This window comes from Maritimibacter dapengensis (assembly GCF_019218265.1).
In the GTDB taxonomy this organism is placed as follows: Bacteria; Pseudomonadota; Alphaproteobacteria; order Rhodobacterales; family Rhodobacteraceae; genus Maritimibacter; species Maritimibacter dapengensis.
The window spans coordinates 50,500-67,199 of the sequence record NZ_JAHUZE010000003.1 but is presented as its reverse complement, the minus strand read 5'-3'; the positions used below and the strand labels follow the sequence as shown (position 1 = coordinate 67,199).

Sequence of the window (16,700 nt, the reverse complement as noted above, 5' to 3'; positions counted from 1 at the left end):
TGGCGGGACTCACTGCTGTGCGACCTGGATCTGGACGTCGAGCGCCTCGTGCGCCCCGCCAAATCGCGTTCCGATGACCGGCGCGGCTTCGGTGTAATCGAGACCCGTCGCGACGCGCACATATCGCTCATCGGGGGAGTAGCCGTTCGAGATGTCGAACCCGACCCATCCCAGCCCGTCGACATGCGCTTCGGCCCATGCATGCGTCGCATCCTGATCGACCCGGTCATTCATCATCAGATACCCCGACACATATCGCGCGGGATAACCAAGGTGACGCGCGCAGGCGAGAAAGATGTGAGAGTGGTCCTGACAGACGCCAACGCCTTCGGCTACGGCCTCTTCGGCGGTCCAGTCCGGGTGCGAGGCACCGACCTCGTATTTGACGGCATCACGGATCACTTCGGACAGCGCGTGAAGCTTTTCGAGGTCGGTCCCACCGTCGGCTTCACGAGCAAGCGCCCGACAGCCCGGGCCGAACTTGGTCAACGGCGTGTCGCGTTCATAGAGCCAAAGGGGGGAAGGGCCGGGGTGGCGGCCCACGATACCGGAGCTTCCCTCGATCTCGACCTCGCCCTCCGAGATGACAGTAACCTGCGTTGCGTCCCGATCAATCGAGATAAGCTCGACGACGTTGTGGTGATTGTCCTCGAACGTGACTTCTTTCTGCCCGCCCTCGACATGGGTGGACCAGGAAATCACTTCCTGCTGGTGCCCAGTCTTAGGTGTCTTGCGCAATTGCTGGAGCCCGTAGATCACCGGCTCCGCGAATTGGTAGCGCGTGGCATGTCTGATTTTCAGCCGCATCCGGGCTCCTACACGTAGAACCGATAATCCTGCTCGATCTGCCCCCCAAGCTCACCGAGAGCCGTGAGGACTGTCTGGATGTATTCATGCAGACCGAAGTCGAAGATTTCGTCAATATCGTGCATGGACAGACGTTGCGCAAGTTTGTCGGCAAGGTCGTGCACGGGCATACGCGTGTCGTAGTCCGATGCGAGATAGCCGAGGTTGTCACGGATTTTCGAGACGCAGAAATTGAGGCTGCGCGGCATGCGTTTGTCGAGGACGAGAAAATGGGCGATGTCGCGCGCGTTGGGCTGGCTGCCATAGACCATGCGATATCCGCCCTTGGCCGAAACCGATTGCAGGATCGAGTCCCATTGCACGTTATCTATGGTCGATCCCACCGCGAACACCGATGGCAGCAGAACGTAATACTTCACGTCGAGAATGCGCGCCGTGTTGTCGCCGCGTTCCAGAAATGTGCCGATGCGCGCGAAGTCATAAACGTCGTTGCGCATCATCGTTCCGTGCGTCGCACCACGCACAAGCGCGGTTCGCTGGCGAACGCTCTTCAGGACACCGGGAAGGTCGCGCTCGCTCACCTTCCTGCCCATCAGGTCTTTCGCGTTCATGAAGCAGGCGTTGATCGCTTCCCATACGTCATGGGTGAGTGCCGTGCGGACCATCCGCGCGTTCTGCCGCGCTTCCGAAATGGCTGACAGGACGGATGACGGGTTCTCCTTGTCCCTGAGCATCCAGTTGATTGCTTGTTCCTGAACGACCTCTTCGCCGTAGTGCGCGGTATACCCGCTCAGGACGCCGGCGGTCTGCATGACCGACCCCCACTCTGTCGCGCCGGAACGGGTGATCGACATGCGAAGCCCGGTTTCGATCAGGCGCGACGTGTTCTCGGCCCGCTCGAGGTAGCGGAACATCCAGTAAAGTCCATTTGCCGTCTTGCCGAGCATCAGTCTTCCAGAACCCAGGTGTCTTTGGTGCCGCCGCCCTGTGATGAGTTGACGACAAGCGATCCTTTCTGCAACGCAACGCGGGTCAGGCCACCGGGCGTGATGTTGATCCCCTCCGGGCTGACCAGAACGAAGGGCCTGAGGTCCACGTGCCGTGGCGCGAGTCCCTTGTTGGTGAAGATTGGCACGGTCGAAAGGCTCAGGGTCGGTTGCGCGATGTAGTTACCGGGGCGTGACTGGAGCTTCTTGCGGAATTCCGCGATGTCCTTCTTCGTCGCAGTGGGGCCGATCAGCATCCCGTAGCCGCCTGAGCCGTGCACTTCCTTCACGACGAGGTCCGCGAGATTGTCGAGCACGTAGGCAAGGCTTTCGGGTTCCGAACAGCGCCAGGTCGGCACGTTTTCAAGGATCGGACGCTCGCCGGTGTAGAATTCGACGATCTCGGGCATGTAGGAATAGACAGCCTTGTCGTCCGCAACCCCGGTGCCGGGCGCGTTCGCAATGGTGATCCCGCCCGCGCGGTAGACATCCATGATTCCCGGCACGCCGAGCTGGCTGTCGGGGTTGAAATTGAGCGGATCGAGGAAGTCGTCATCGACGCGTCGATATAGCACGTCGATTGGCTGGAAGCCCCGCGTCGTGCGCATCGCGACCCGCCCGTCGACCACCCTCAGGTCGTGCCCCTCGACGAGTTCGGCACCCATCTGGTCGGCAAGGAAGGCATGTTCGAAATAGGCCGAGTTGTAGATACCCGGCGTCAGCACGGCCACCGTCGGCGGCCCATCTGTCGCATCCGGCGCGCAGGCCCCGAGCGAGCGCCGCAGATCGGACGGGTAATTCGACACGGGCTGCACGGACGTTCGCGCAAAAAGCTCGGGAAACATCTGGAGCATCGTCTCGCGGTTTTCGAGCATGTAGCTCACGCCGGATGGTGTGCGCGCGTTGTCTTCGAGAACGTAGAATTCATTGTCGGCCGTGCGCACCAGGTCGATGCCGACGATGTGCGTGTATACGCCGCCAGCGGGTTTGACGCCGATCATCTGCGGCAGGAATGCTTCGTTCCGGGCGATCATTTCGACCGGGATGCGCCCCGCCTTGATGATCTCCTGCCGCCCGTAAATGTCACCAAGGAAGGCGTTGATCGCGCGGACGCGTTGCTCGATCCCTTTGGACAGTTTTAGCCATTCGCGTGCGGAAATGATCCGAGGCACGATATCGAAAGGAATCAACCGCTCTTCGGCTTCCTGTCTTCCATAAACGTTGAACGTGATACCGGTCAGCCGGAACAGCTCATCCGCCTCGCGTTGTTTGACGCGGAGCCGTTTGGGGTCCTGTTCTTCGAACCAGGTCTGGAACTCGGAATATGGATCACGCAGGGCTTGGTCTTGCCCCCACATCTCATCGAAAATGGAACCTTCGCTCATGACCCCATACTATCGACGGGGCCGCGATGAACAATTGAATTGGTAAGTATTTTACCAAAAACCGGCGCATACCGCCCGGTTTCCGTCTGGAATTGCACAGAAAATAGGCGGCGAAGCGGCTGGTGGAATCGTGTAGAGGAGGGGCTGAGCGGGCCGTTTCGCGAATTGCCGGGCAAAGGCGTATTCGCGTGTCGGCAGATGCGCGACTCAGTCAAAAATCCACATATGGAACACGTATGTATTACGTATGGAACGCATATGGATGAAATCGGGGTTCGCCCCCGCAGGCCCATATTCGTTAACGAATGGAAACGCTCAGCGCGGTGCGGCGGCGCGGTGGAGGCGATCGTTTATGGCGCGCCCCAATCCGGTGTCGGGGATCGGCGAAACGGCGATCGGTGCGTCACCGGCGCGGTCCATCTCGTGCAACATGCGAAACAGGTTCGCGGCGGCCTCGACCAGATCGCCACCGGGCGAGAGATTCCACTCCGCATCGACGGGACCGAAGCCGAGGAGGCGCTCGCCCGGGCGAGGGGTTTTCACATCAAGGCGCACCCGCGCGTCGGGGGCATAGTGAGACGTCATCTGGCCCGGCGCATTGATGTCCGCCGTTTCGTCGCGCGTGGCGAGCGGTGAGCCGAGCGCCGCTTCGATGGCTTCACGCGGGAGACCGCCAGGGCGCAACAGGGTGCGTTTCGGATCGAAGCCGATGATCGTGCTTTCAATCCCGACCTCGCAAGGACCACCGTCGAGCACGGCCTCGATCCGGTCCCCGAGGTTGGAGACCACATGCTGCGCCGTCGTCGGGCTGATGCGGCCGGACGGGTTCGCGGACGGAGCGACGACCGGGCGACCCACGGCCTTCAAGAGCTTTTGCGCCACCGGATGCGCCGGGATTCGCACGGCAACGGTCGGGAGCCCCGCGCTGACCAGTCGAGACAATTCGGCGCCTTCGCGGATCGGGAGCACCAGCGTCATCGGACCGGGCCAGAACGCCTGCGCCAGATCGCGAGCGACGCCCCCGAGCAATGCGATCTGTTCGACGGCCTCGACGTCCGGCACATGGGCGATCAACGGGTTGAAATGCGGACGGCCCTTGGCCTCGAAAACGCGCGCGACGGCACGATCGTTGGCGGCATCGGCACCCAGACCATAGACGGTCTCGGTCGGAAAACTCACTAGCCCGCCGGCCCGCAGAAGCGCTGCCGCCTGTGCGACACCGCCCGTTCCGGGGATCAGAATCTGCGTCTCCAGCCTCTCGGTCATGACGCGGCGTTCTCCTTGTCTGGGCGGCGTTTTTGCATACGTTCTGGTCAACTGCCTATCCGGCAGATCATGACAGTTCAAGCCAACGAAAGGTCCGCCCATGCCCTTCGCCGCGCCCGTGAGAGATTTCCGCTTCCTGCTCGACCACGTGGTCGGGTTCAAGGCGGTGACCGAGACCGAAAGGTTCGCCGACACCGATGACGACACCGTGGGTGCGATCCTGTCGGAAGCGGCCAAGATGGCGGACGAGGTGATCGCGCCTTTGCAACGCAACGGCGACCTGAACGGCGCGGTTCTGGAAAACGGGGTCGTGCGGACGAGTCCCGGGTTCAAAGACGGATACGACGCCATCGCCAATGGCGGCTGGGTCGGCATTTCCGGCAACCCGGAATATGGCGGCATGGGGTTGCCCTTCACGCTGGCGGCCAGCGTCAACGACATGCTGTCGGGCGCTTGCCTGGCATTGGGTCTGAACCCGTTGCTGACGCAAGGCCAGATCGAGGCGCTGGAAGCCCACGCGTCGGACGCGATGAAGGACCTGTACCTGCCCAAGCTCAACTCGGGCGAATGGACCGGGACAATGAACCTGACCGAGCCGCAGGCCGGGTCGGACGTGGGTGCGGTGGCGACCAAGGCCGTGGCCAACGACGACGGCACTTATGCGATCACCGGGCAGAAAATCTATATCTCCTGGGGCGACCATGATGTGGCCGGCAACGTCTGCCACCTCGTGCTGGCGCGGTTGCCGGACGGCAAGCCCGGAACGAAAGGCATCAGCCTGTTCATGGTGCCGAAGTTCATTCCCGATGACGACGGCAACCCCGGCAAGGCCAATGATCTGCGCGTCGTGTCGCTGGAGCACAAGATGGGCCTGCACGGCTCGCCGACCTGCGTGATGAGCTACGAGGGCGCGACCGGGTGGATCGTGGGCGAGGAACATGCCGGTATGGCAGCGATGTTCACCATGATGAACAACGCGCGGCTGTTGGTCGGTATTCAGGGGGTCGGCGTTGCAGAAGGCGCGTATCAGCACGCGCTGGCCTATGCGCTCGAGCGTAAGCAGGGCCGTTCGCCCATCGAGAATGGGCAGGGCACGATCGTGGATTTCGCGGATGTGCGCCGGATGCTGATCCAGATGAAGGCCGAGACCTATGCGGCGCGGGCCATCGCGCTCGCCTGTTCCGTCGCCATCGACATGAGCCACGCCACCGGCGAGGACGAGTGGGAGGCGCGGGCGGCGTTCCTGACCCCCATCGCCAAGAGCTATGGCACGGACACCGGGATCAAGGTGTCCGAGCTTGGCGTGCAGGTGCATGGCGGCATGGGCTATGTCGAAGAAACCGGCGCGGCGCAATATTCCCGCGATGTACGAGTGACCTCGATCTACGAAGGCACCAACGGCATTCAGGCGATGGACCTTGTCGCGCGCAAGATGATGGACGGTGGCGATATGGCGTTCCGGTTGCTCGACGAGATCGAGACGGACGCTGAAGCCTGCCGCGGGACGTTCGGAGATATGGCGGATGCGGTGTTCGGCGCGGCCGAGACGCTGCGCGAAGCGACGGAATGGTTGCTGGAGCAGGAGCTTCAGGATCGGTTCGCGGGCGCGGTGCCTTATCAGGCCGCGTTCGCCCGTGTTCTGGGCGCGCACTTCCACCTGCGCTCGGCGGTCGCGGAAGGCGGCGAAGGGCCACGCACGGAGCTGGCCCGGTTCTATATCGAGAGGGTTCTGCCGGAGCATGACTCGCTTTTGAAGGCGGCGCAGGCCGGGGCGGAGGGGCTTTATGGCCTGAGCGTCGAGGCGCTGGCATCGTGAATTCGCCGCTGGTCTTTCCGTGGGAGCGTGCGCCGGAGCCCGGTGAGGCGGTCGAGATCGCGGATGGCGTGCTCTGGGTGCTTTTGCCGCTTCCGATGAAGCTGGACCACGTCAACGTGTTCTGTTTTCGCGACGACGACGGCTGGACCATCGTGGATTCCGGCTTCAAGTCGAAAAAGACCATCGCGATGTGGGAAGAGATCATGGCCGGGCCGATGGGGGGCGCGCCGATTGCGCGGGTGATCGTGACGCATCACCACCCCGACCACGTCGGCCTTGCCGGATGGTTCCAGCGCGAACATGGCGCCGAACTCATCACCACGCGCACCGCGTGGCTCATGGCGCGTATGCTGCAATTGGACGTGCAGCTCGAGCCGGTAGACGAAACGCTGGCCTATTGGCGCTCGGCCGGGATGGATCGCGAGATTTATGCCAAGCGGCTGACCGAGCGGCCCTTCAACTTCGCTGACGTGGTGGCGGATCTTCCGCTCGGATACCGGCGCGTGAAGGAGGGCGACACGATCCGCTTTGGCGGGCGGACGTGGGACGTGCATATGGGCAATGGACATGCGCCCGAACATGCGACGTTCTGGAGCCAGGATGACGATCTGGTGCTGGGTGGCGATCAGCTCTTGGCGACGATCAGCCCGAACCTTGGTGTTCACGCGACCGAGCCCGAGGCGGACCCGGTCGGCGAATGGCTCGAAGCCTGCGAGCGGCTGATGCAATATGCCGAGCCGACGCAGCTTGTCCTGCCCGGTCACAAGCTGCCATACCGCGGTCTGCCGACGCGGATGCGGCAACTCATCGATAACCATCATTCCGCGCTGGCGCGGCTCGAGCGCGATCTGGCGGAGCCGAAAACGGCGGTCGAGTGCTTCCCGTCGATCTTCAAGCGCAAGATCGGCGAGGGGGAATACGGGCTTGCCTTGGTCGAGGCGATGGCCCATCTCAATCACCTCTATCAGACGGGCAAGGTCACGCGGACCCGCCGTGAGGACGACGCCTTCGTCTGGCAAGCCAAGGGGTGAGACCGGCGATGAATGGTGCGAACAAGAACCGGCCACCGGCGCATGTCGCGAAATGCGACGAGGATTCACCGCTGACCGCCGAGCAGAAACCGCTGCCGGATACGGTCGCGGAGAAGCCGATATCCGAGAAGAGCCCGGCGGAATGGGCTTATGAGCGGATCATCCTCTATATCCAGAACTTCGAGGAACAGCTCGACAACGAGCACGAAGTGGCGATGGGGTTCACCGGGTCGGATGCCGGGGTGCTCAGGATCGAGGGCATCGGGTATTTCGACCCCGACATCGTGACCTTCTACGGCACCGACGGGGCGGGGACGAAGACGCAGCTCGTCCAGCATGTCAGCCAGCTCAACGTCATCCTGCGGGCGATGCCGCGTAAGGCGGACGAAGACGAGCCATTTCGCATCGGCTTTCGCCTTGCCGCCGATCTCGAGCGCGACTCTGAGGATACGCCTAAGGGAGAATGACCCGGGTGGCGGCCATAAGGCCGTGACAGGGCGTGCGGAATCGTCTAATCGACTTCTCGACATTGAACATGCGAGGGACGAGCGATGGCTGAGCATAAACACGGCACCATGGATATTCAGGTTCAGGAAAAGACCTTCGACGGGTTCGTGAAATTCACGGTGCGGTCCGTGATCGCGATTATCGTGGTTCTGATCCTTCTGGCGATCGTCGGCGCCTGATCCGTGCAAACCGGTCCATACGGGATCGGAACCCAAGGTAAATCCTTTCAGGGGTGGTTGCCGTCATGAAACGTATCTTTCTTTCCATCGTCGTGATGCTCGGACTGGTCGGATGTACCGCCGAGAGCGTCTGGGCGCCTGCCGAAGAGGTGGCGCGGGCGCGTTACGTGCATGGCGGGCAGCCTTCGTTGACGCTCGTCACCGTCATCTCCAACTCGTCGGGAAGCGGGGGTCATACCGCGCTTCTGGTCAACGGGTCGCAGCGCGTGATCTTCGATCCGGCGGGGACGTTCTATCACCCGCATCTGCCGGAACGGAACGACGTGCATTACGGGATGACGCCGCAGGCGATGGATTTCTACATCGACTACCATGCCCGCGTGACCTGGCATGTCGTCACGCAGGAAATCGCCGTAAGCCCGGCGGTCGCCGAACAGGCGCTCCAACTCGTTCAGGCGAATGGCGCGGTCGGGAAAGCGGCTTGTGCGTCGTCCACGTCAGCGATCCTGCGGCAATTGCCGGGGTTCGAGAACATCCGCTCGACGCCGTTCCCGGTGCCGCTGATGGAAAGCTTCGGGAGGCTTAGCGGCGTGACCGAGAAGGTCTATCGCGACAACGACCCGGACAACAACGAATACATGGCTGCCCCCGCGCTACGGTAACTCGCGGCACGGATCGGACCTTGAGACACGGCGCGGGCGACCCCCGCGCCGTTCGTCGTTTCAGGAAAATGTGCCTGTGACGCGACCGAGGAGCATGAACGCGCGGGCGGTACGGGTGTTGGCGAAGCGGGCGATTTCTTCGTCGCTGGCCTCGGCTTCGAAATTGACGAACATGGAATCGAAGCGGCGCAGGAAATGGTGGGCGGCGTCGCGAAACACCGGATCGTTCTTCATCCGCCCGTTGGTGAGGGCGAGCGAGGAGCGGTCGCGGATACCGCCCAGCGCGGCCACTTCGCGGCCTCGTTGACCGGCGGCGAAGCGGCGCCAGATGTCGGGGCGGGCTCGGTCAGGGCGCAAGTCGTCCATGTAAATGCCGTCCTGGCTGAGCATGGTCAGCACGTCTTGTGCGGCTTGCACAAGTCCGGCCAACTGTCGGTCTTTCAAGGCGCGACGGAGCGCGGCGAAGCCTGCGAGGTCCTCGGCGTTTTCAGGAAAGTGCAGGGCGCGGATCAATTCGTCGGTCTCGAGCGGCGGCGTTTCATCGCCCGGCTGCGGATCGAGAGCGAGCAGACCCTGTCCGCCTGCCCCTTGCAAATTGCTTGTCAGAACGGACGATTGCTCGACTTCCCGGCGCACGAGGTCGCGCGTCGTCGAGAAGGTCGCGACAGCCTGTTCCGTCTGTTTCTGGGCTTCTTCGAGACGCGCGAGCTTTGCCTCGACCGCCGGATCGTGGCTGCTGTGCGGCAAGCTCTGTGTCAGGTAAGTCTGCCGCATCGCGTCGATGGTCGACTGCAATCTTTGGGTTTCCTCGCGCATGATACGGGCGGAGCGGGCCGCCGAGACAGCGAGCCAGATCACCGCGACCGGCAGGAACACCGCGAGGATCGTCATGATGAAACCGGCCGCGCCCTGATTGGTCATCCCGTTTCCGAGCACCAGGAAGAATATCAGGCATGCAAGAAGCCAGAGCGCCGAAAGTGCCCCGGCGATGACCTCGGACGGCGCAAGCGCGCGACGTCTCAACGGCGATTGGCCGCTGAGTTGAAATTCCTGATCCGTGTCTTTTGCCGCCATCTAGGCCCTCGACTGCTCACGAGTCATTTATACTCGATTTCGAGGATTTCGTAAGATTTCTCACCACCCGGCGTGCGCACCTCGACGCTGTCGCCTTCGTCTTTGCCGATCAGCGCACGGGCGAGCGGCGATTTGACGTTGAGTTTGCCTTTTTCGAGATCCGCTTCGGGCTCGCCGACGATCTGGTAGGTCTTTTCCTCTTCAGTGTCCTCGTCCACCAGTTTCACGGTCGCGCCGAACTTCACGCCGCCGGACAGTTTCGCGGGGTCGATCACCTCGGCCAGCCCGATGATGCCTTCGAGCTCCTTCACGCGCCCTTCTATGAAGCTCTGCTTCTCGCGGGCGGCGTGGTATTCGGCATTCTCCGACAGGTCGCCGTGTTCGCGCGCGTCGGAGATGGCGGCGATGACGGCGGGACGCTCCACCGACTTGAGATTTTTCAATTCGTCATTGAGCGCGGTGTAACCCGCGCGGGTCAGGAGTATCTTATCCATGGGTGTCTTGCCTCAGAGGCTTCGAGTTGTCTTGGCCCGAACATGTGCATCTGTTCAGGCTTTTTAATAGGCAGCGCACGGAATTTACGCTAGCGTCTGCTCAAAAGAAAAGCAAAATCGAGCGGTTTGCAATGGCGATTTTTTTCCGGTGGACGGCGATTTACGTGGCCCTTGGCGCGATCTTCGTACTTGTGGTCCGTGACGATCCGATGCTCAAGCTCGAACAGATGGTCGCCTCGGTCCCCGGCATGTTTTCGCGGTTCTGGCATCTGGCGTGGTGGATTCTCATTCCGCTTGCCGCGATTGCCGTTACGCAATGGAACAAGGGGTTTCGCGAGCGGGTGCCGGCGATTGTCGGGACCTTTTTCGCATGTTCGGCAATTTCGGTGATCTTTCCGATGGTCAAGAGCGCCCTGCCGCTCGTCAACGACTTCTGGGCCGATCCGCTGTTTGCGCAGATGGACCGGGTGCTGCATCTCGGGGTCGATCCCTGGCGGTTGACACATGCGGAGTGGATCGCGTTTCCGGCGGTCTATGCCGATGTGCTTTATGTCGGCCTCTGGGTAATCCCGGCGATTTATTTCCCGCTGCTGCTGAGCTTCTTCGATCCGAATACCAAACGGGTGGCGCGCTATTCGCTTTATTATCTTTTCATCCTGTTCTTCCTGGGCAACGTGCTTGCTGGTCTGTTCATGTCGGCGGGGCCGATCTATTACGACAGGCTTCTGAGCGGCTCTGATTTTGCCGAGTTGCTTGCGTCGCTGGAGGCGCGGGGGATCACGGAGTCGTCCACTGGTGTGCTCCATGAACGGCTCTGGGCCGCCTATTCGCAAAGTGCGCAGGAGTTCGGGTCGGGGATCTCGGCCTTCCCGTCGGTGCATGTCGCCATGACGGCGCTGTTCGCCTTCTACATCACCGAGATTTCGCGCAGGTTCCTTCCTGTCGCCGTCGTCACGGTCGTGGTGTTTCAATTCCTGTCTGTCTATCTCGCATGGCACTATGCGGTGGACGGATATTTCTCGATTGTTCTCGTGGCCGTGATGTGGGCGCTAACACGCAAGATGGGCCAGCAAACTAACGTGGCGACGCAATTGACCACCACCTGACCTGCCTGTAGCAACACGGGAACCGAATGCTGAGGGAGTGCCCGGATATGGCAGAAGTCGAACGCGAAAGCATGGATGTGGACGTCGTGATCGTTGGCGCGGGGCCAGCCGGTCTGTCCGCTGCGATCCGTCTGAAACAACTCGACGAGAACCTGATGGTCGTCGTGCTGGAGAAGGGTTCGGAAGTCGGGGCGCATATCCTGTCGGGTGCGGTTCTCGATCCGTCCGGACTCGACGAGCTGATCCCGGACTGGAAGGAAAAGGGCGCACCGCTGAACGTGCCGGTGAAGAAGGACAACTTCTATATCTTCGGTGAAGGCGGGCAGATGCGGCTGCCGAACTGGATCATGCCGCCGCTGATGAACAACCACGGCAACTACATCGTCTCGATGGGCAACGTCACCCGCTGGATGGCCGAACAGGCCGAAGCGCTGGGTGTCGAGGTCTATCCCGGCATGGCCTGTTCCGAGCTGGTCTATGGCGAGAACGGTGAAGTCAAAGGCGTGGTCGCGGGCGAGTTCGGCAAGAATCCCGACGGCACCCCGGGTGACGGTTACGAGCCGGGGATGGAGCTTCTGGGCAAATACACGATCATCTGTGAGGGCGTGCGCGGCTCGCTCGCCAAGGAGCTGATCGCGAAATACGACCTTGCGAAGGGCCATGACGTGCCGAAGTTCGGCATCGGGCTCAAGGAAATCTGGGACGTGAAGCCGGAGAACCACAACGAGGGCGAAGTCACGCACTCGCTCGGCTGGCCGCTCGGGTTCAAGAATGGTGGCGGCTCGTTCCTCTACCATATCGACAACAACCAGGTTTACGTGGGTTATATCGTCGACCTGAACTACAAGAACCCCTACCTGAACCCGTATCAGGAGTTTCAGCGGTTCAAGCATCATCCGCGGGTGAAGAAGGTGCTCGAAGGCGGCAAGCGCGTCGCCTATGGCGCGCGGGCCGTGACCAAGGGCGGGTTCCAGTCGATCCCGGACACGGCGTTCCCCGGTGGGATGCTGGCTGGTTGTTCTGCCGGCCTCGTCAACCTGCCGCGCATCAAGGGCAACCACAACGCCATGCATTCGGGCCGTCAGGCCGCGGACGCCGCCTATGCCGCGATCCAGGCGGGGAGGTCGGGCGATACGCTTACCGAATACGACGAGGCGCTGCGCACCGGGCCGGTGGGCAAAGACCTCAAGCGTGTGCGCAACGTGGCCCCGCTCAACGCGCGGTTCGGACCGGCGGGCGGCATGGCGCTTGGCGGGTTCGACATGTGGTTCCAGACCATCTTCGGGGGCTTTTCGCTCTTCGGGACGCTCAAGCACGGCAAGTCCGACGCAAAGGCGACCGAGCCGGCGGACAAACACAAGCCGATCGACTACCCCAAGCCCGATGGCGTGTTGTCCTTCGACCGGCTGACGAACGTGAGCTTCTCGAACACCAACCACGAAGAACAGCAGCCCTGTCACCTGACGCTCAAGGACCCGTCGGTGCCGATCGACGTGAACCTCCCGAAATTCGCGGAACCCGCGCAGCGGTACTGCCCGGCAGGGGTTTACGAGGTGGTCGAGGGCGACGACGGCAAGCCGAAGTTCCAGATCAACTTCCAGAACTGCGTGCATTGCAAGACCTGCGACATCAAGGACCCGTCGCAGAACATCAACTGGACCGTGCCGCAGGGCGGTGACGGGCCGAACTATCCGAACATGTGATCCTTTCACATGTCCGACAGCGGGGCGCGAGAATGCGCGCCCCGCGTTGAACCGCCTCGCGCGAAGGGTTACGCTCCGCCCAGAAAACAGACGCGAGGTCGCCCTTTGTCCCCGATGAATCATCCTCTTGTACGCGCAGCACGCGCGTTGACTTTGTCCGCTCTGGTGGTTGCGACTCCGATGGCGCTTCCGGCGCAGAACGTGACGGGGTTCACGGGCGCCTATCTTGCCGCAAGGTCTGCCGACCAGAATGCCGACTTCAAGGCTCTGGTCGAATACGGGTCTCGCGCCCTCGCGCAACGCCCTGACAATCCCGGCATCATGGAAGGGCTTCTGATCGCTCATCTCGGGCTTGGTCAGATCGACGAAGCCGTCCCGATTGCGCGGCGGTTGGCCGACATTTCGCCCGAGAACGAGCTTGGCCAGCTTGTGCTGCTCGGCGACGCTATGGGCCGCGAGGACTGGGCGAGCGTGCAGGAGACGCTTGACGGCACGTTTTCGGTCGGAGGGTTGATGGACCCGCTGATCCTTGCCTGGGCCGCGATTGGCGAAGGCCAGATGTCGCGTGCTTTGGAGATTTTCGACGAGCTTGCGCAGGACGAGGTCGCGCGTCAGGTCTCTGCCTTTCAGAAGGCGCAGGCATTGGCCTATGTGGGAGATTTCGAAGGTGCGGCGCGGATTTTGTCGGGTGACGAAGTCGACCTCGAACTGAATCGGTCGGGCGTCATCGCCTATGCGCAGATCCTGAGCCAGCTCGAACGCAATCAGGACGCGGTCGATATGATCGACGAGCGGTTGCCGAACACGGGCGACGAAGAGATCGAGACGCTGCGCGAGGAATTGTCGGCGGGCAAGCCCATCGAGTTCGACGCGATCCGGTCGCCCAAGGACGGGCTGTCTGCGCTGTTCTACAATGTCGGCGAAGTGCTTGCGGATGAGGCCAATCCGAGCCTTGTCTTGATCTACGCCCGGCTCGCGCAACATCTGAACCCTGACAATGTCTCGGCCACGCTGCTGACGGCCGGTGTGTTCGAGTCGATGATGAATCACGAACTTGCGGTCGAGACCTATTCGTTGGTTGCCCCCGACAGCCGGGCATGGCCGCAGGCGATGTTGGGCAAGGCGCTCGCCCTGCGCCGTTCCGACCGGACGGAAGAAGCCATCACGACCCTGCAGGAGGTGGCGGACGCCTATCCGAACCTCGCGCCGATCCACGTCGCGCTGGGCGATGAGTTTCGGTTCGGTGAACGTTGGGAAGAAGCGACACTGGCCTACGACACGGCGATTGCGCTTTATGAAACGGAAGTGCCGCAACAATGGGCGGTCTATTTCTCGCGCGGGATCACGAATGAGCGCATGGGTGCCTGGGACGAGGCCGAGGCCGATTTCCTCAAGGCGCTGGAATTACAGCCCGATCAGCCCGCTGTCCTGAACTATCTCGGTTATTCCTATGTCGAGCGACGGGAAAAGCTCGATACCGCGCTGGAGATGATCCGCACGGCCGTGGAGGCGCGGCCTGACGAGGGCTATATCATCGACAGCCTTGGCTGGGTCTATTACCGGCTGGGCCGGTATCGCGATGCCGTAGAGCCGATGGAGAAGGCCGTGCAACTCATGCCGGTGGACCCCGTGGTGAACGACCATCTCGGCGATGTCTACTGGGCCGTGGGCCGGACTCGTGAGGCCGAGTTCCAATGGGCGCGCGCGTTGTCTTTCATCACTGACGACACCGACCTCGAGGAAGTGAAGCCGGATCGCATTCGTCGCAAGCTCGAGGTCGGGCTCGACAAGGTGCTTGAGGAAGAAGGGGCCGACCCCATCGAGTATGAGGAACGGGCCGCTGTTCAGTAAGTTTTTCGCGCCTGCAAAGGTGAACCTGACGCTGCACGTCACCGGGCAACGCAAGGACGGCTATCATCTTCTCGACAGTCTCGTGGTGTTCGCGGATGTGGGCGACCGGGTGGCCGTGCGGGAGGCCGAGGCGATGTCGCTCGATGTGTCCGGGCCGATGGCCGCGGGTGTGCCGACGGATGCGAGCAATCTCGTCTGGCAGGCCGCCGCGCTCTTTGACAGGCCAGTGGCGATTACATTGTCCAAACATCTTCCCGCGGCAGCCGGGATCGGAGGCGGATCGTCGGATGCTGCCGCTACGCTTTTGGCGATGGCGGAACTGACCGGCGAGAAGCGGCTTCCGGACGGGTCGGTCGAGCTTGGCGCGGATGTGCGGGTGTGCCTGATGCGGCAGGCGGCGCGGATGTCGGGGATCGGGGAAGTGGTCGAACCGGTCGGGAATGTTCCACCGCTCCACGCCGTTCTGGCGAACCCCCGCGTGGAGGTGCCAACGCCCGCCGTGTTCAAGGCGCTTGAGACGAAAGAGAACAAGCCGATGTCCAAGGCCTTGCCGCGTTGGCAGGGGACGAAAGCGTTGATCGACTGGCTCGCCGCACAGAGGAATGACCTTGAGGCGCCCGCTATGGCGGCAGAACCCGTGATCGCTGAGGTGATTGCGACGTTGCGCGCGTTGCCTCAGGCGCGGCTTGCCCGCATGTCCGGGTCCGGCGCAACCTGTTTCGCGTTGTTCGAGACGCGTGACGCGGCGGAGGCAGCTGCGGCTACGCTCGTGGATACTCTGCCGGGTTGGTGGGTTACGCCCGCGACGTTCAGTTGATCCGCTCGACCACGTAGTCGGCGATATCGGAGAGCATATCGCGGATCGGATCTTCGGGCAGGATCGCCAGCGCGTCCTTGGCGGTGTTCGCCCAGCCGAGCGCGGCCTGCCGGGTTTCTTCGAGCGCGCCGTGACGGTTCATGATCTCGAGCGCTGTGTCGAGATCGCCTTCGGTCTGCTGGTTCTTTTCCAGCGTCCGCTTCCAGAACGCCATTTCGTCGTCGTCGGAGGCGGAGATCGCCTTGATGAGCGGGAGCGTCAGTTTGCGGTCGCGGAAATCGTCACCGATGTTCTTGCCCGTCTCTTCGCCGCCCCAGAAATCGAGCAGGTCGTCGACCACCTGAAACGCGATGCCGAGTGCGTCGCCGTAATCGTAGAGCGCCTTGATCTGGTCTTCGGACACGCCCGCGAGGATGCCTGCGGCTTCGGTGGCGGCGGAGAACAGCGCCGCCGTCTTGCCGCGCACGACCTTGAAATAGATCTCTTCGGTGGTTCCCAAGTCTTGGGCCGCCGTGAGTTGCAGCACTTCGCCCTCGGTGATCGTGGCCGATGCGTTGGAGAGAACGGCGAGGATGCGGAGGCTCTCGGTGTCCGTCATCAACTGAAACGCGCGGGCGAGGAGGTAGTCGCCCACCAGAACGCTCGACTTGTTGTCCCAGAGCAGGTTCGCCGTCGGGCGACCCCGGCGCTGGGCGCTTTCGTCCACGACATCGTCATGGAGGAGCGTTGCGGTGTGGATGAATTCGATCGCGGTGGCGAGGATGACGTGCTTTTCGCCCTCGTACCCGCAGAGCCGGGCGGTAGCGAGGGTGAGCATCGGGCGCAGACGCTTACCGCCCGCCTCGACCAGATGTGCGGTCACTTCCGGAATGCGCGGGGCGTGTTCGGACACCATGCGCGTCCGAATCATATCGTCGACCGCCGCGAGATCTTCACTCAGATGTGCGGCAAGCCTTTCGTGCGGCTTGTGTGCCTTTTGATCCAGCATGGTCATCGTCCCGTCCGCCTTGCCCCGT

Annotated in this window: 16 protein-coding genes; 9 read left to right on the top strand and 7 right to left on the bottom strand. The window is 62.3% G+C overall.

Annotation, left to right across the window (positions count from 1 at the left end; translation table 11 throughout):
• Positions 1 to 9: 9 nt before the first annotated feature.
• From KJP28_RS12555 to KJP28_RS12540, 4 genes are all read right to left on the bottom strand, one after another.
• On the bottom strand, positions 10 to 807 hold the full coding sequence (locus KJP28_RS12555) for a transglutaminase family protein (protein ID WP_218392948.1): 798 nt from the start codon (positions 805 to 807) through the stop codon (positions 10 to 12).
• Between the two features lie 8 nt (positions 808 to 815).
• Complete coding sequence (locus KJP28_RS12550) at positions 816 to 1,754, bottom strand: alpha-E domain-containing protein (RefSeq protein WP_218392947.1); 939 nt, start codon at positions 1,752 to 1,754, stop codon at positions 816 to 818.
• Complete coding sequence (locus tag KJP28_RS12545) at positions 1,754 to 3,178, bottom strand: circularly permuted type 2 ATP-grasp protein (protein WP_218392946.1); 1,425 nt, start codon at positions 3,176 to 3,178, stop codon at positions 1,754 to 1,756. The genes KJP28_RS12550 and KJP28_RS12545 overlap by 1 nt, the downstream gene beginning before the upstream one ends.
• 315 nt (positions 3,179 to 3,493) lie before the next feature.
• The gene (locus KJP28_RS12540; RefSeq protein WP_218392945.1) at positions 3,494 to 4,444 is read right to left on the bottom strand and encodes an L-threonylcarbamoyladenylate synthase; all 951 of its coding nucleotides are present in this window, start codon (positions 4,442 to 4,444) and stop codon (positions 3,494 to 3,496) included.
• A 100-nt stretch (positions 4,445 to 4,544) separates the two neighbouring features.
• Between KJP28_RS12540 and KJP28_RS12535 the strand changes: the two genes are divergently transcribed.
• The 5 genes from KJP28_RS12535 (at position 4,545) to KJP28_RS12515 (ending at position 8,639) form a co-directional block, all read left to right on the top strand.
• The gene (locus KJP28_RS12535) at positions 4,545 to 6,260 is read left to right on the top strand and encodes an acyl-CoA dehydrogenase (protein WP_218392944.1); all 1,716 of its coding nucleotides are present in this window, start codon (positions 4,545 to 4,547) and stop codon (positions 6,258 to 6,260) included.
• Positions 6,257 to 7,291 (top strand): MBL fold metallo-hydrolase, encoded by a 1,035-nt coding sequence (locus KJP28_RS12530; RefSeq protein ID WP_336245336.1) that lies wholly within the window; start codon positions 6,257 to 6,259, stop codon positions 7,289 to 7,291. Before KJP28_RS12535 ends, KJP28_RS12530 begins: the two co-directional genes overlap by 4 nt.
• Before the next feature lie 8 nt (positions 7,292 to 7,299).
• Positions 7,300 to 7,758 carry a DUF6173 family protein gene (locus KJP28_RS12525; RefSeq protein ID WP_255552376.1) on the top strand — a complete coding sequence of 153 codons (459 nt, stop codon included), beginning with the start codon at positions 7,300 to 7,302 and terminating at the stop codon, positions 7,756 to 7,758.
• An 84-nt stretch (positions 7,759 to 7,842) separates the two neighbouring features.
• Positions 7,843 to 7,977 (top strand): aa3-type cytochrome c oxidase subunit IV, encoded by a 135-nt coding sequence (locus KJP28_RS12520; RefSeq protein WP_218392943.1) that lies wholly within the window; start codon positions 7,843 to 7,845, stop codon positions 7,975 to 7,977.
• 65 nt (positions 7,978 to 8,042) lie between these two features.
• Complete coding sequence (locus KJP28_RS12515) at positions 8,043 to 8,639, top strand: hypothetical protein (RefSeq protein ID WP_218392942.1); 597 nt, start codon at positions 8,043 to 8,045, stop codon at positions 8,637 to 8,639.
• 60 nt (positions 8,640 to 8,699) lie between these two features.
• Here KJP28_RS12515 and KJP28_RS12510 read toward each other — a convergent pair whose 3' ends face one another.
• A complete protein-coding gene (locus KJP28_RS12510) occupies positions 8,700 to 9,713 on the bottom strand; it encodes a hypothetical protein (RefSeq protein WP_218392941.1) in 1,014 nt (337 codons plus the stop codon).
• Positions 9,714 to 9,736: 23 nt separating this feature from the next.
• On the bottom strand, positions 9,737 to 10,207 hold the full coding sequence (gene greA / locus KJP28_RS12505) for a transcription elongation factor GreA (RefSeq protein WP_218392940.1): 471 nt from the start codon (positions 10,205 to 10,207) through the stop codon (positions 9,737 to 9,739).
• Positions 10,208 to 10,338: 131 nt separating this feature from the next.
• Between greA and KJP28_RS12500 the strand changes: the two genes are divergently transcribed.
• From KJP28_RS12500 to KJP28_RS12485, 4 genes are all read left to right on the top strand, one after another.
• Positions 10,339 to 11,313: a phosphatase PAP2 family protein gene (locus KJP28_RS12500; RefSeq protein WP_218392939.1), complete on the top strand. Its 975-nt coding sequence runs from the start codon at positions 10,339 to 10,341 to the stop codon at positions 11,311 to 11,313.
• 47 nt (positions 11,314 to 11,360) lie between these two features.
• Positions 11,361 to 13,016, top strand: a complete 1,656-nt coding sequence (locus KJP28_RS12495) for an electron transfer flavoprotein-ubiquinone oxidoreductase (RefSeq protein WP_218392938.1) — start codon at positions 11,361 to 11,363, stop codon at positions 13,014 to 13,016.
• Between the two features lie 114 nt (positions 13,017 to 13,130).
• Positions 13,131 to 14,867: a tetratricopeptide repeat protein gene (locus KJP28_RS12490; protein ID WP_218392937.1), complete on the top strand. Its 1,737-nt coding sequence runs from the start codon at positions 13,131 to 13,133 to the stop codon at positions 14,865 to 14,867.
• Positions 14,842 to 15,684: a 4-(cytidine 5'-diphospho)-2-C-methyl-D-erythritol kinase gene (locus tag KJP28_RS12485; RefSeq protein ID WP_218392936.1), complete on the top strand. Its 843-nt coding sequence runs from the start codon at positions 14,842 to 14,844 to the stop codon at positions 15,682 to 15,684. The genes KJP28_RS12490 and KJP28_RS12485 overlap by 26 nt, the downstream gene beginning before the upstream one ends.
• Here KJP28_RS12485 and KJP28_RS12480 read toward each other — a convergent pair.
• Positions 15,677 to 16,672: a polyprenyl synthetase family protein gene (locus KJP28_RS12480; protein ID WP_218392935.1), complete on the bottom strand. Its 996-nt coding sequence runs from the start codon at positions 16,670 to 16,672 to the stop codon at positions 15,677 to 15,679. The two genes, KJP28_RS12485 and KJP28_RS12480, sit on opposite strands and share 8 nt — an antisense overlap.
• Positions 16,673 to 16,700 lie beyond the last annotated feature (28 nt).

Excerpts from the sequence above, each read along its gene's own strand:
- KJP28_RS12540 (WP_218392945.1), bottom strand. The coding sequence starts at position 4,444 with ATGACCGAGAGGCTGGAGACGCAGATTCTGATCCCCGGAACGGGCGGT.
- KJP28_RS12520 (WP_218392943.1), top strand. The coding sequence starts at position 7,843 with ATGGCTGAGCATAAACACGGCACCATGGATATTCAGGTTCAGGAAAAG.
- KJP28_RS12500 (WP_218392939.1), top strand. The coding sequence starts at position 10,339 with ATGGCGATTTTTTTCCGGTGGACGGCGATTTACGTGGCCCTTGGCGCG.
- KJP28_RS12490 (WP_218392937.1), top strand. The coding sequence starts at position 13,131 with ATGAATCATCCTCTTGTACGCGCAGCACGCGCGTTGACTTTGTCCGCT.
- KJP28_RS12515 (WP_218392942.1), top strand. The coding sequence starts at position 8,043 with ATGAAACGTATCTTTCTTTCCATCGTCGTGATGCTCGGACTGGTCGGA.
- greA (WP_218392940.1), bottom strand. The coding sequence starts at position 10,207 with ATGGATAAGATACTCCTGACCCGCGCGGGTTACACCGCGCTCAATGAC.
- KJP28_RS12510 (WP_218392941.1), bottom strand. The coding sequence starts at position 9,713 with ATGGCGGCAAAAGACACGGATCAGGAATTTCAACTCAGCGGCCAATCG.
- KJP28_RS12495 (WP_218392938.1), top strand. The coding sequence starts at position 11,361 with ATGGCAGAAGTCGAACGCGAAAGCATGGATGTGGACGTCGTGATCGTT.
- KJP28_RS12550 (WP_218392947.1), bottom strand. The coding sequence starts at position 1,754 with ATGCTCGGCAAGACGGCAAATGGACTTTACTGGATGTTCCGCTACCTC.
- KJP28_RS12480 (WP_218392935.1), bottom strand. The coding sequence starts at position 16,672 with ATGCTGGATCAAAAGGCACACAAGCCGCACGAAAGGCTTGCCGCACAT.
- KJP28_RS12525 (WP_255552376.1), top strand. The coding sequence starts at position 7,300 with ATGAATGGTGCGAACAAGAACCGGCCACCGGCGCATGTCGCGAAATGC.
- KJP28_RS12485 (WP_218392936.1), top strand. The coding sequence starts at position 14,842 with ATGAGGAACGGGCCGCTGTTCAGTAAGTTTTTCGCGCCTGCAAAGGTG.
- KJP28_RS12555 (WP_218392948.1), bottom strand. The coding sequence starts at position 807 with ATGCGGCTGAAAATCAGACATGCCACGCGCTACCAATTCGCGGAGCCG.
- KJP28_RS12545 (WP_218392946.1), bottom strand. The coding sequence starts at position 3,178 with ATGAGCGAAGGTTCCATTTTCGATGAGATGTGGGGGCAAGACCAAGCC.
- KJP28_RS12535 (WP_218392944.1), top strand. The coding sequence starts at position 4,545 with ATGCCCTTCGCCGCGCCCGTGAGAGATTTCCGCTTCCTGCTCGACCAC.